The following is a 13747-nucleotide window of genomic DNA, read 5'->3' as shown; positions in this document are numbered from 1 at the left end:
CTTAAAAATTCAAATTTACAAAAACAATTAACGCCTAAAATTACAAAATGTTTCTTGAAAATACAGTAAATCATACAGAACAATTTGGTTGGATAGAAGTTATTTGTGGCTCTATGTTTTCTGGTAAAACCGAAGAACTTATTAGACGTTTAAAACGTGCTCAATTTGCAAAACAACGTGTTGAGATTTTTAAACCTGCGGTTGATATACGTTATGATGAAGAAGAAGTTGTCTCTCATAACGATAATAGAATTAGATCTACACCTGTACCTGTTTCTTCTAATATTCGATTACTTGCAAATAGTGTTGATGTTGTTGGTATTGATGAAGCTCAGTTTTTTGATGATGAAATTGTAGCCGTTTGTAACGATTTAGCCAACCGAGGTATTAGAGTAATTGTTGCTGGTTTAGATATGGATTTTAAAGGAAACCCTTTTGGCCCGATGCCAGCTTTAATGGCTACAGCAGAATATGTTACAAAAGTACATGCTGTTTGTACTCATACCGGAAACTTAGCGCATTATAGTTTTAGAAAAGCTAAAAATGATGATTTGGTAATGTTAGGGGAAACACAAGAGTATGAACCTTTAAGTAGAGCGGCTTATTATAAAGCTACCAAAAAAAAGCAAGAAGAAAAAACTTCTAAAAATGAAAATTCAGCTGATGAATAACCATGTTACTGTTTTAGAAATTGATAGTAAAGCACTAGAACACAACCTTAATTATTTTAAACAAAAATTAAAATCAGAAACTAAAATTTTAGCAGTTGTTAAAGCTTTTGGTTATGGGAGTGATAGTGTACAAATTGCAAAATTTTTAGAAAAAAAAGTAGATTATTTAGCTGTAGCTTACACAACAGAAGGTATTGCTTTAAGAGATGCCGGAATTAAAACTCCGATTTTAGTTTTACATCCTCAAATTCAAAACTTACAAACTATTGTAGATTATAGGCTAGAACCTAATTTGTATAGTTTTAAAATTTTAGAAGCTTTTTTATCACTAGCAGATAGAGTTCCGTTAATAAATTACCCAATTCATTTAAAATTTAATACAGGTTTAAATAGATTAGGGTTTTGGTATACAGATATTCCGAAAATTCTAAGTTGCTTAAAAAAAACAACTCATGTAAAAGTAGAATCGGTATTTTCTCACTTAGCTGCAAGCGAAGATTTAGAAGAACAAGATTTTACAGTAAACCAAATAAATAGTTTTACATATATATCGCAACAATTTTATAATCACTTAGATTATAAACCGACATTACATATTTTAAATACCTCTGGCATAATTAATTACCCTAAAGCACAATACGACATGGTTAGACTCGGTATTGGTTTATATGGTTTTGGCAATGATTATAAAGAGACTTCTCAACTAAAAAACACACATAATCTAACATCTATTATTTCTCAAATTAATTTGATAGATCCAGGAGAAACTGTGGGTTACAATAGAGCTTTTGTGGCTAAAAGCCCTAGTAAATCTGCAACAATACCAATTGGTCATGCAGATGGTTTGTCTAGAAGATTAGGTAACAAAAAAGGATATGTTATCATCAATAATAAAAAAGCACCTATAATTGGTAATGTTTGTATGGACATGATTATGGTTGATGTAACTAAAATTGATTGTAAAGAAGGGGATAAAGTTATTGTTTTTAATAACCAAGAAATGATACAAAATATTGCAGACATTTCAGAAACAATTCCTTACGAAACTTTAACCTCAATCTCTCAACGTGTTAAAAAAACGTTAAAATAAACTTTTTTTTACTACTTTTGTAATCTAACATTTATTAAAAATTATACAAAATGGGAATGCTTAAAGAATTTAAAGACTTTGCAATGAAGGGAAACCTTATTGATATTGCAGTAGGATTTGTTATGGGTGCAGCTTTTAAACAAGTTGTTACTTCTTTTACAGGAGGAATCGTTTCTCCGTTAATTGGGTTACTATTTAATGCAGACTTTAAAGAAATGAAGTGGATTGTAAAAGACGGTGTTGCTGATGAAACAGGTAAAGTTGTTGGTGAAGTTGCTGTTTTATATGGTGATTTTATTACTAACGTAATCGACTTTATAATTGTTGCTTTTGTAATGTTTATGATTGTAAAAGGTGTTAATGCTACTAAGAAAAAAGAAGAACCAGCACCAGCGCCAGCTCCTGCAGGACCAAGTCAAGAAGATTTATTAGCTGAAATTAGAGATTTGTTAGCTAAAAAATAACATAGCTTTTTTTAAAAGCCTCAAAAACCCTGAGTTTACACTCAGGATTTTTTTTTGTTTTTATCCAAATCTAAAAACCACAACTATGTTAATTAAGAATATAATTTATTAAAACTATATTATATTCGCATAAATATGATCTTAATTTTATAAACATACTAAAAAAATTATGAAACTTTATTAATTTTTAGCATTATTTTAATCTCTAACGCACAAGATAACACAATATCAGAACAAATAAAAACAGAAAGAGATATTGAATTAAATAGCTTACAGAGTGATTTAGTAAATAATAAAATTAAAATAACCAATTTAACAGAACAATTGTCTTTATTGAGTAAAAAACAATACGGACAAAAAATTGAATTACAAGAACAAATACAAAGAGAATTAGATAATAGAATTAAAATATTAGAAGAAAGCCCAAAAGTAAAAATTAAGTCTAACGGCCAACTTGCTTTTACAGAATTGATAAAAATTCAAAAAGACATTCAGCCTGCTAAATTGTATTTATCTTCTAACGGGTTTTACACTAAATTAGGTAAGTTTGATAACTTACAAAACTATTCTGAATTTACATCTTGGAAAAAAGAATACGATAGTTGGTACACCAAAAAGAAAGGTAAAAACACTACTTTTGATTATATAGACAAAACAATTTCTTTAATAAGCGACTCTTCTAACGAGATTCCTCTTTTTGGTTCTATCTCTCAAACAGTAACATCCGGAATTACTTTAATTTTATCAAACTTAAAAAGTAGAGATGAAGATTTAATGGATAAAACTCCAGAAGTATTAATCTTATTAAACTCAATTGGACAGTTTGAATCTGAAAAATCAATATTAGATAATGAGTGGAAATCAATAGACAGCGAATTAAAAGAGTTACAATCTGAATACAAAACACTTGTAGATGATCAAATTACTTTTTACGGAATTGACAAATCTAAATATAATATATTTTTATCAGCAACTTTAGATTCTGATATTGGTAAATTTAAAGTTTACAGTAAAGAACAAGTATTAAAAAAGCTACAATCTTTAGAAAATGGTAATAATACAAATTGGATGGGTAATGTAGAAACCTACATGCACCAAGTACAATCTATAAGAATTAGGTTTGGGCAATTAACAGGTAGAATGCTTGATAATATTGAAAAGTACGAGAAATTATTTTCTAAGTACACAGATCCAAAGAAATTTTCTGCAGAATTTGTTACTAAAGCCAAAGATTTAGGCACAGATTTAAAACAAGTTAAAGAAAACTTTATACTACAATTTAAACCAAATAAATATATAGAAGATTCTGCGGTAATGTATATTAAAAGGTAAAAATTACTCTTTTAAAACTTTAAGAAACCATTTTCTATCTATTTCTTTAGCTCCTAAACTTGCTAAATGTTCGTTATAAATTTGGCAATCTATTAATCGATAATTTTTATTTTTAGCTAAATAAATAAAGGCTAATTTAGATGCATTAGACACTTTACTAAACATACTCTCTCCACAAAAAACATTATTTACTTCTACTCCATATAAACCACCAACCAACACTTCGTCTTGCCAAACTTCAATCGATTTTGCAACGCCTCTTTCATGAAGATTGATGTAAGCTTGTTCCATATCATCAGTAATCCAAGTACCAAAGCCATCGCTTCTTTTAATATTTTTGCAATTAAAAATTACTTCTTTAAAAGCTTTATTTTCTGTTATGGTAAATTCTTGTTTGTTGATAATCTTTCGCATCGATCTAGAAACTTTTATATCACCTGGCAACAAAACCATTCTTTCGTAAGGGCAATACCAAACAATTGGTTCTCCTTCTGAAAACCATGGAAAAATACCGTTTTTATATGCAAAAATTAATCTCTCTTCAGATAAATCTCCTCCTAAAGCAATAACACCATCGTCTGTTGTATATTCATAAGAAGGAAATTCTATTTTTTCTGTGAGCCAAATCATACTTTTTTATTTGTTGCTAAATTAATGAATTCATAAAAAAATCATGAAACTAAATTATTGTTTCACTTTATCAAAATTAAGTCCTTATTTTTGCAAACTATTTAATGAAAAAGCTAATTATTAAAAATGGCAAAGAAAAAAAAACAAAAAACAAAAAAACATAGAGCAAAGTTGATGCATTTCTACTACTCTAGAACCGGTTTTTACATGTTTATTTGGGAAAGTTTAAAAAAAGCTTTTTGGCCAATTGTTCTTGTTGTTATAAGTTTAATTCTTTTTAATAAATACGTTTATAACATAAATGATGGATTACATCATTTTACAGAAACATTTTCTAGGTTTACAGTCTTGACATCTTTCTTTATTTCTGAAACTTTGCTGGGGTTAATACCGCCAGAAATGTTTATTGCTTGGACAAAGAAAACAGATCAACCAATTTTAAACTTAGCAATATTAGCTACTCTATCTTATTCTGGTGGATTAATCTCTTATTTTATAGGTAAAACTGCTTTAAGAATTAAATCTGTAAAAGAATATTTAGAAGTAAAAATGGCTAAAAATTTAAAAAACACTCGTAAATGGGGTGGTATTTTAATATTAGTCGGTGCATTATTACCGTTGCCTTTTTCTATTGCTTGTCTTGCAGCAGGAATGATAAAATACCCGTTTAATAAAGTTGTCTTTTTCGGGTTATTTCGTTTTGTTAGATTTGCAATTTATGCTTGGGCTATTTTTCAAGTAGTAAATTAAACTCAGTTTAAAAATAATTATATTTGCTTTATGGGATTAACAAATAATGATATTCTAAAAAAATTACGCGTAGCTCACAAATTACGAGATACTGATATTGTAGACATTTGTGCTTTAGTAGATTTTAAAGTTTCTAAAGGAGAATTAGGCGCATTATTTAGAAGCGAAGAACACCCTAAATATGTAGAATGTGGAGATCAAATTTTACGTAATTTCTTAAACGGATTAATTATCCATTTAAGAGGGCCAATGCCTAAAAAAGGAGAAAAAAAATAAATTTTCTAATATTTTAAAAACTTTTAAATAAAAAAGAGAGATTTCAAAACTGAAATCTCTCTTTTTTATTTTTACCCAGAAATCTAACTCTCTAGTTATCTAAAATTCTTTATTCTTAGAATGGTAAATCATCTGGTTCTTCATCAGAAACACTAGATGTTGGCTCAAACTGATCTACTGGAGGTAAATTACTTGGCGCTCCACCTTGAGATAAACTTTCTATTCTCCATCCTTGTACAGAGTTAAAGTATTTAGCTTCTCCTTGTGGGTTAATCCACTCTCTTCCTCTTAAATTGATAGATACCTTAACATCCTGACCAACTTTGTAGCTATTTAACAAATCTGTTTTGTCTTGTACAAACTCAATCATTATCATTTGTGGGTATTGCTCATCTGTAGTTACAACTAGTTCTCTTTTTCTAAAACCATTAGAACCAAATGTTTGAACTTCTCCTATTAATTTAACTTTACCAATAACTTCCATAATTTCTAATTTAATAAAAAGTACCTTCCAAGTACTTTCTTCATCACTCTTTTTTAAATAATCTTAGGCAAATGTATGTTTTTTTGAGGATTTTAGTCCAATATTTTAAAAATGTTATTTACCAAAGTTATTAACACTACCTCTTATTTTAAACAAAAAATAAAGCTTAATAATCATTAAAATATCAACAGTATAAAATACTATCTATTATTAAAAAGAGTTATATTGATGAAACCTTTATATTTGTTTTAATGATTATTTTTTCGAACAGTATTTTATTTAGAAGAATTACAATTATTGTTTCTTTAGTTATTGTTTCTTTAATTTTATGGAATACATATATTTTCTTTCAAAAATTTAAACAAGAAGAACGTGCTAAAATGGAAATTTTAGCCGCGGCTCAAAAAGAAATTGCTACAAGTACGGATTTAGATGCAAGCGTAACCTTACCCCTAAAAATTATAGAAAATAACAATAACATTCCTATGATTTTAGTAGATGATAATGGAGAAATTATCAATTCTCAAAATCTAGATTCAAAAAAAGCTTTAAACCCAAAATACATAGAAAAAATACTAACTAGAATGAAATCAGAAAACACTCCAATTGAGGTTAGTTTTTCTGGTGAAAACAAACAGTATATTTACTATAGTAATTCTGATTTATTAAATAAACTTACCTATTACCCTTTAGCTTTAATTTTAATTCTAGTCTTATTTTTATCTGTTGTTTACATGTTTTTCAACTCTAATAGAGCTGCTGAAACCAATAAATTATGGACAGGTATGGCTAAGGAAACTGCACACCAAATTGGTACTCCTTTATCTTCTTTACTTGGCTGGATTGCTATTTTAAAAATGGAAAAAGTTGATGATAAATATGTAGAAGAAATAGAAAAAGATGTACATAGATTAAACACTATTGCCAATCGTTTTTCTAAAATTGGTTCTGCACCAGAACTAAAAAAAGAAAACATTATTACTATTACAAAACAAGCATTCGACTATTTAGAATCTAGAAGCTCTAAGCAAATATCTTTTTCATTTATTGCACATCATCAAGAAACTTATACAAAAATAAATACCGAGTTATTTGGTTGGGTTATAGAAAACCTCATCAAAAACGCAATTGATTCGATGTTAGGCAAAGGAAAACTGAAACTAAATATAGAAAGTACTTCTAAAAAAATAAAGATTACCATTTCTGATACTGGAAAAGGAATCCCTAAAAAACTTTTTAAACAAATATTTAAACCTGGTTTTACCACTAAAAAAAGAGGTTGGGGCTTAGGTTTATCTCTTTCTAAACGCATTGTAGAAGATTATCATAATGGTAAAATATTTGTTCAAAAATCTGAAATAGGCAAAGGAACTACTTTCGAAATTTTGCTAAATAAGGTTTAATTTACCTACTAAAATACACCTTAAATTATTTATCAAAATAAAACTTATTTTAAAGCTAAAAGCTTTTTTTCTACTTCGTTAAAATACATCTTTATTTAGATGAATAGTATTTCTAATCTAGAAAATACCATTTAAATAAAGATACTCTACATTCAAGTATAGAAAAAATCCATTCAAATAGAAACGTCATATTCTTTCTAAGGTCATTATTAAATTTGTAGAACTATAAAATCACCATTTTTTAGTCTCATATTTAAAGCTTTAGTAAAATGGAAAAAAGAATAAAAAAAATATTTATTTGTCTAGTTATATTAACTTTAACCCAAACGGGATATAGTCAATTAAGTGATTTGCATTACTTACCACCACTAAAACAATATGCAAATAATCAGTCAATTAAACAACAAACAGTTTATTTATCTACACCAGAAACCTCAAGTTTTAATGTAAATATTTATCAAGGCACCAATACGACAGCTATTGCTACAATATCTTTATCTAAATCATCACCAAAAACTTATAAATTATCCGACGGAGATAATAATATAACATTAGTTACCAACAGTAATACAGGAGTAGTTCTAAAAAATAGTGGTTTACGCTTTGAAGCTCCTGGAGGACAAGAATTTTATGTTAATTACCGAGGACGTTCTAGTGCACAAGGGGCTTCAATTACTTCTAAAGGTAGAGCCGCTTTGGGGCAAAAATTTAAATGGGGAGGCGCTCCCATTGAAGCCAATAATGATAATATAAATGCTACATTAGGTATTATGGCTACAGAAGATAATACCACAGTAACTATTAGTGGTTATGATACAGATTGTAAATTTAGATTAGGAACAGATAAAGATGGTATTACATCTAATACTATTAGTGTTGCTTTAGATAAGGGAGAATCTTATGTACTTGAAGCTGCAAAAAATGCTACTACAGCTAATATAGATGGATGGATTGGAGCATCTATTGATTCTGATAAAGACATCGCCATAAGTAATGGAATGTTAAACTTTGGTGTAAGTTCTAGTAGCCAAGCTAGAGATGCTGGGGCAGATCAACCAGTTCCAGAAAATAAATTAGGTAAAGAGTATGTTTTTGTACGTGGTCATGGAGGATCTAGTAATGAGTTTATTATTATTATCGGAACTCAATCAAATACAGAAGTCTATGTAAATGATGAAACAACCCCTTTTACTACAATTGGAGTTGGTGAATATGCTGAAATACCTTCTTCAAAATTTTCTGGTACATCTGTTGGTAAGAACATGCATGTTTCAACTACAAAAGACGTATATGCATATCAAGTACTTTCTGGTAGTAATGCCACTAAAACAGTAAGTTTAAATTTTGTTGCTCCTGTAAACTGCCTATTACCCGATACGATGGATTTTATTTATGATATAAAAGATCTTTCTGGAGCTACAGTTGAAGGAGGTGTATTTATCATCGCTTCTACATCTACAAATAATTCAGACATTACAGTTAGTGATAACTCAGGTGTAGTAAATTTGCCAACAGAGGAAACTGTTGCAGGTAATTCTGAATGGAAAACTTTTTATATCTCTAACTTATCTGGAAACGTATCTGTAGAATCTTCTGGGCCAATAGCTGTTGGTTTTACTGGATATAGTGTTCATATTGGAGTAGCAGGTTATTTTTCTGGATTTGACACTGTACCTGTTACAGATATACTAATTACAGGAGATGGATGTTTGCCTGATGGTAGACTTGAGGTTGTTAATAAGAACTTTGAAACATATCAATGGTATGATAATGGTGTTTTAGTACCTGGTGCAAACACTCCATATTATTCACCTTCGGAATCAGGTGATTATTATGTGCGTGTTTCTAAAGGAGGATGTACTTATGATTCTCAATCTATCTCTGCATATTATTGTAATCCAGATATTATTATCAATAAAACTTCTGATAAAACAGAAGTTATGGAAGGTGAGACTATTACTTTTGAGATTACTGTAGAGAGTAAAAGTTTAGAAGATGTAACAAACCTTATTATTACTGATATAATTCCTGAAGGTTTAACAATTGTTAATGTCGAAGAAAGTGTTGGTTCTTGGTCTTCTCCAAAATGGGCTATTGGCACACTTACAAGTGGTCAAATAGAAATGATTACAATAGAAACAATTGTAGATGAAATGACTGGAATTAATGCTAGTACTCCTCTAACAAATACAGCAACAAACAGTCAAGATCAAGTAGACAGCAATACTACAGAAGATTCACCTTCAGTAAACTTTAATATTTTAAGAGATTATGATGGTGATTCTATCGCAGATATATATGATATTGATGATGACAACGATGGTATTTTAGATACAGTAGAAGGAACTGATGATACAGACAATGATGGTATACCTAATTTATTAGATTTAGACTCTGATGGAGATGATTGCCCCGATACTATAGAAGCTAGTATACCAACTGTTTTAGAAAGTGCTGATGTAATAAACAAATATAGCCAAAACGAAACTATTAATATAACTACCAACATTACTAATGCTGTTATAAATATTACAAATAATCCTGTTGGTAATAATGGTTTGGCTGAAAGTTTAGAAAACGGAAACGACACTTCTACAGCTGTAACAAACTATAATTCTACTTACAACACATATGCTTTAGATAATACAATTAACGTGTGTGGAGTACCTATGATCACACAAGTATATCAAACATCTACAGAACGATGGATAGAAATTACCAACATAGATGAAAGTAATTTTATTGCCGAAAATGCAACTATAATTGCACTATTTAAAAATACTTCGGGAGACCAAACAGGCAATACACCTAATGCCTATATATCTAATTCTAATATTATCAACCCTGGTCAATCTATACTTATATCTGCAGGTTCTGTTACTAATAAGGTTTCTTCTTCATCTGAGATTGTTAATACAAATGTTACAGATTTTATGGATGCTGATGACATTATTACCTTATCAAGAGCTTCTAACAGCGATGCTTGGGAAACAAGAATTGATATTATAGACTCTATAGAAGACAATACTAGTTATGTTCGTATAGATGAAATTTTATCTCCAAATACAACTGCTGATGGTACTGAATGGGTTGCTTTTATAGATGATAATATTATTACTTATTCTGACTTAGTAAATGATGACACTACAGAACGTCATGCACATGATCCTTTATTATCAGAAATAACTACAGCTAACGATAATGCTAATATTAAACCCGGTTTACATAATTTTAATTTTACAGATAGATCAAACTCTAACTGGGATAATGGGTACCCTGATAGATCTAGAAATGTAAAAATTTCTGAAAGTTTTTCTTCATCAGAGAAACTAAGTGCAAGAAAACTAGAAATAAGAAACGGAAGTGTTTTTAGTATTATTGACAACTTATTGGTTGTAACAAATAGTATTAATATTACTACTTCTGCAGACCAAATTAGATTAGTAAGTTCTGATAATACAAACAAAGCACAGTTAGTACAAACACATAACGGAACAAAACAAGTTTCTGGTTTCGGTAAAATTCTTATAGATCAAAATTCTGAAGTGGCAAGTATATACAGATATAATTATATGAGTTCTCCTGTAAATACAGTTGGTGAAGATACATTTACAATAGAAAGTGTATTAAAAGATGGTACAACACCAACTTCTATTACATCTTTAGTAAAGGATATCAATTTTGTAACGGGTTATGATGGTAGTGTTACATCTCCTATTTCTATAGCAGATTATTGGATTTATACTTATGCATCATCATCTGACGGTAGATCTAATTGGACACACAAATATAAAAACGGTACAATCTCTCAAACAGATGGTTTCATTATCAAAGGACCTGGTGTTGCTCAAAACTACACGTATACAGGTACCCCAAAAGATGGAGATTTAACAACAACTATTGGAGGAGGAGAATCTTACTTAGTGGGGAATCCATATGCTTCTGCTATTAGCGCGAAAAAATTTATAGAAGATAATGAAAGCGTAATAACAGGTAGCTTGTATTTTTGGGAACATGATGGTGAAGAAAGTACAGCGTCTGAAACTGAAGGTCACAATTACAGTGGATATATTGGAGGATATGCTATAAGAAATAGCTCGATGGGTTTAGCCGCTAATCAAGTTTCTACCAATAATGGTGCTGGTGCTCAAACTAACAGTATTATTGAAGCCGAAACAGGAACATTATCAAATGGAGCCCAAACTTATACAGATAATAATATTAATGCAACAGAAACATCTTCAAATAATAGTAATGGAGGTGTTCTACTTAATAGTCTAAATCAAAAAGTTACTTTTACAAGTAATGTTATTGCAGATTCTTTAATTATCAATTATAAATCAGACGAATCTCTATTATTGAATATTAAAATAAATGGAATAGAGAGCTCTACTTTACTTGATAACTCACCTAATAACTATACAAATGCTTACATTACAAAAGATGTAAAATTATCTGATGAAATAGAATTAATTTATTCTAATGCTAGCTCTAATTCTGATATTAAAATAAACTATATTAATTTAAAAGGAGATGGAGTTGATGAAGATTCTCCTTCATTAGGAAATGGAGATTATAAAGTTCCTGGAGCATTTATTCCTATTGGTCAAGGTTTCTTTATTTTAGGAAACTCAGACGGTGGTAATATTAATTTTAACAATAGTCAAAGAGAGTTTATAAGCAAAGGAACAGAATCTGTTTTCTTTAAAAGTAATAACCAAGACTCGAAATCTAAAACAGAAAGTCTTAAAAACTTATTACCTATAATAAAATTAGGTATGGACTATAAAAATGATGATTTAGAACTACATAGACAAATAGGAGCTTCATTTAAAGAAGGAAACTCTTTTGCACTTGAAACCGGTTATGATGCTGAAGTTTTAGATATTGGAGAAACAGATATCCACTGGAAATTACCAAATATTGAAAGCAAACTTGCTATTATAGGTGTACAAGAAATTAGTGATGACCTAGAGATTCCTTTAGAAATTATTTTGGCAAATACAGGTACTATTTCTATAGGTATAGATGAATGGAATGAAATTAATAATAATGTCTATTTAACAGATAAACTAACTGAGACTTCCTATTTATTAAATAATTCAAAAATTTCGTTAACTCTAGTAGAAGGTACATATTCAGAGAGATTTGTTCTTGCTTTTAAAGATATAAACTCATCAACTGATAATGTTTTGGGAGTAACAGAATCTGTTATTTTAGATAAAACTGTTTCGATATATTTAGATCAAGATAATAAAGAGGTTGTAATAAATAATGATAGTAGTTTACAGATAAAAAATGTAAAAATATTTAATATTTTAGGTCAACAAATAAGCAGATGGAATGATTTTGACAAAACAACAAAAGAAAGTAGACTCCCTATTAAAAACCTTTCTGAAGCCATCTATATAGTAAACGTAGAAACTGAAGAAGGACGAATCTCTAAAAAAATAGTTTTAAAATAATTTTGTCTTATATAAGATAATAAACAATTTCAATATTTAAGCGTAAAAAGCGAGAAAGCCTACTATTAAAATATCTAATAGTAGGCTTTTTCTATAAAAAAATTATAATTCTGCGGCAATACTTTCTGCTAATGCAACAAACTCGTCATTTGTTAATTTTACCTTTTGTGTAAATTGCATATCTGCCATTTGAACTGTAGGTACTAAATGCACATGCACATGTGGTACTTCTAAACCAATAACGCTCATACAAACTCTTTTACAAGAAACTGCTTTTTCTAATGCTTTTGCAACTTTGTAAGAAAAATCCATTAAATTTAAATATTCTTCTTTAGACAAATCAAAGAGTTTATTTTCTTCTTTTTTTGGTACTACTAAAGTGTGCCCTTTTGCATTTGGGTTGATATCTAAAAAAGCAATATAATTTTCGTTTTCTGCTACTTTATAACAAGGGATTTCCCCTTCTATTATTTTTGTGAAAATACTCATCTTAAAAAATTATTTATAATAGTAAATATAAAAAAGAATTCGGGTTTTAGCAGTGCTAAAACCCGAATTAATACTTTTAAAACTCTATAATTAAATTGGAAAATGCAAATAATTTGCAAGCAAGTTTAGCCCTGATTGGAGTGACATCCTTTTTTTGTTTTTCTAAAAAAAAAGACACAACGTAAAGCAGGAAGTAGCTTCTAATAAAACTATCTAGAAATATCTACAATTTCGAACTTCATGATTCCGTTTGGCACTTTAATCTCTGCTGTATCACCAACTTTTTTACCTAATAACCCTTTACCAATTGGTGAGTTTACAGATAATTTTCCGTTTCTAACATCTGTCTCAGAATCTGCTACTAACGTGTAAGAAAACTCCATTCCATTTGCAGAATTCTTAATTTTTACTATAGAATGAATTAAAACCTTAGAAGTATCTAACTGAGATTCATCTAAAATACGTGCATTGGCTACAACGTTTTTAAGTTTAGCTATTTTAGTTTCTAAATGAGATTGCTCTTCTTTTGCGGCATGATATTCTGCATTTTCACTTAAATCTCCTTTATCTCGTGCATCTGCAATTTCTTGTGTTACCCTTGGTCTCTCAACTTGCTCTAGTTGTACCAATTCATCTTTCAATTTCTTTAATCCTTCTTCTGAATAATAAGATATCTCGCTCATAGTTTCTTAA

General features: G+C 29.3%; 12 protein-coding genes. 8 read left to right on the top strand and 4 right to left on the bottom strand.

Going from position 1 to position 13747, the window contains the following annotated elements:
• The first annotated feature begins 47 nt into the window (after positions 1–47).
• The 4 genes from ACJJVY_RS11675 (at position 48) to ACJJVY_RS11660 (ending at position 3557) form a co-directional block, all read left to right on the top strand.
• Entirely contained in the window at positions 48–671 is a 624-nt protein-coding gene (locus ACJJVY_RS11675; RefSeq protein WP_405608652.1) for a thymidine kinase, read from the top strand.
• On the top strand, positions 664–1761 hold the full coding sequence (gene alr / locus ACJJVY_RS11670) for an alanine racemase (protein WP_405611650.1): 1098 nt from the start codon (positions 664–666) through the stop codon (positions 1759–1761). Before ACJJVY_RS11675 ends, alr begins: the two co-directional genes overlap by 8 nt.
• A 56-nt stretch (positions 1762–1817) precedes the next feature.
• The gene (gene mscL / locus ACJJVY_RS11665; protein ID WP_405611647.1) at positions 1818–2225 is read left to right on the top strand and encodes a large-conductance mechanosensitive channel protein MscL; all 408 of its coding nucleotides are present in this window, start codon (positions 1818–1820) and stop codon (positions 2223–2225) included.
• Between the two features lie 333 nt (positions 2226–2558).
• Positions 2559–3557, top strand: a complete 999-nt coding sequence (locus ACJJVY_RS11660; RefSeq protein ID WP_405608649.1) for a hypothetical protein — start codon at positions 2559–2561, stop codon at positions 3555–3557.
• A gap of 3 nt (positions 3558–3560) precedes the next feature.
• Here ACJJVY_RS11660 and aat read toward each other — a convergent pair whose 3' ends face one another.
• Positions 3561–4187 (bottom strand): leucyl/phenylalanyl-tRNA--protein transferase, encoded by a 627-nt coding sequence (aat, locus tag ACJJVY_RS11655; protein ID WP_405608647.1) that lies wholly within the window; start codon positions 4185–4187, stop codon positions 3561–3563.
• A 126-nt stretch (positions 4188–4313) separates the two neighbouring features.
• Between aat and ACJJVY_RS11650 the strand changes: the two genes are divergently transcribed.
• Both ACJJVY_RS11650 and ACJJVY_RS11645 read left to right on the top strand, forming a co-directional pair.
• Positions 4314–4937, top strand: a complete 624-nt coding sequence (locus ACJJVY_RS11650) for a YqaA family protein (RefSeq protein ID WP_405608644.1) — start codon at positions 4314–4316, stop codon at positions 4935–4937.
• A gap of 30 nt (positions 4938–4967) precedes the next feature.
• Positions 4968–5213, top strand: coding sequence for a DUF1456 family protein (locus ACJJVY_RS11645; protein WP_405608641.1), 246 nt, complete (start codon positions 4968–4970; stop codon positions 5211–5213).
• Positions 5214–5328: 115 nt separating this feature from the next.
• Here the strand turns inward: ACJJVY_RS11645 and ACJJVY_RS11640 are convergent, their stop codons facing one another.
• On the bottom strand, positions 5329–5697 hold the full coding sequence (locus ACJJVY_RS11640; RefSeq protein ID WP_405608638.1) for a DUF3127 domain-containing protein: 369 nt from the start codon (positions 5695–5697) through the stop codon (positions 5329–5331).
• A gap of 251 nt (positions 5698–5948) precedes the next feature.
• Between ACJJVY_RS11640 and ACJJVY_RS11635 the strand changes: the two genes are divergently transcribed.
• Positions 5949–7100 (top strand): sensor histidine kinase, encoded by a 1152-nt coding sequence (locus tag ACJJVY_RS11635; RefSeq protein ID WP_405608635.1) that lies wholly within the window; start codon positions 5949–5951, stop codon positions 7098–7100.
• A 269-nt stretch (positions 7101–7369) separates the two neighbouring features.
• Entirely contained in the window at positions 7370–12565 is a 5196-nt protein-coding gene (locus tag ACJJVY_RS11630) for a T9SS type A sorting domain-containing protein (RefSeq protein WP_405608632.1), read from the top strand.
• 102 nt (positions 12566–12667) lie between these two features.
• Here the strand turns inward: ACJJVY_RS11630 and ACJJVY_RS11625 are convergent, their stop codons facing one another.
• Positions 12668–13054 carry an HIT family protein gene (locus ACJJVY_RS11625; protein ID WP_405608629.1) on the bottom strand — a complete coding sequence of 129 codons (387 nt, stop codon included), beginning with the start codon at positions 13052–13054 and terminating at the stop codon, positions 12668–12670.
• 209 nt (positions 13055–13263) lie between these two features.
• Positions 13264–13737: a transcription elongation factor GreA gene (gene greA / locus ACJJVY_RS11620; protein ID WP_405608623.1), complete on the bottom strand. Its 474-nt coding sequence runs from the start codon at positions 13735–13737 to the stop codon at positions 13264–13266.
• Positions 13738–13747: the final 10 nt, after the last annotated feature.

This window comes from Polaribacter sp. Asnod1-A03 (genome assembly GCF_045063585.1).
Taxonomy (GTDB): Bacteria; Bacteroidota; Bacteroidia; order Flavobacteriales; family Flavobacteriaceae; genus Polaribacter.
Note: the sequence above shows the minus strand (reverse complement) of the source record. Positions and strands in the feature narration are given on the sequence as shown.

Coding starts and splice junctions, on each gene's coding strand:
- alr (WP_405611650.1), top strand. CDS start 664: ATGAATAACCATGTTACTGTTTTAGAAATTGATAGTAAAGCACTAGAA.
- ACJJVY_RS11675 (WP_405608652.1), top strand. CDS start 48: ATGTTTCTTGAAAATACAGTAAATCATACAGAACAATTTGGTTGGATA.
- mscL (WP_405611647.1), top strand. CDS start 1,818: ATGCTTAAAGAATTTAAAGACTTTGCAATGAAGGGAAACCTTATTGAT.
- greA (WP_405608623.1), bottom strand. CDS start 13,737: ATGAGCGAGATATCTTATTATTCAGAAGAAGGATTAAAGAAATTGAAA.
- ACJJVY_RS11635 (WP_405608635.1), top strand. CDS start 5,949: ATGATTATTTTTTCGAACAGTATTTTATTTAGAAGAATTACAATTATT.
- ACJJVY_RS11645 (WP_405608641.1), top strand. CDS start 4,968: ATGGGATTAACAAATAATGATATTCTAAAAAAATTACGCGTAGCTCAC.
- ACJJVY_RS11650 (WP_405608644.1), top strand. CDS start 4,314: ATGGCAAAGAAAAAAAAACAAAAAACAAAAAAACATAGAGCAAAGTTG.
- ACJJVY_RS11625 (WP_405608629.1), bottom strand. CDS start 13,054: ATGAGTATTTTCACAAAAATAATAGAAGGGGAAATCCCTTGTTATAAA.
- ACJJVY_RS11640 (WP_405608638.1), bottom strand. CDS start 5,697: ATGGAAGTTATTGGTAAAGTTAAATTAATAGGAGAAGTTCAAACATTT.
- aat (WP_405608647.1), bottom strand. CDS start 4,187: ATGATTTGGCTCACAGAAAAAATAGAATTTCCTTCTTATGAATATACA.
- ACJJVY_RS11630 (WP_405608632.1), top strand. CDS start 7,370: ATGGAAAAAAGAATAAAAAAAATATTTATTTGTCTAGTTATATTAACT.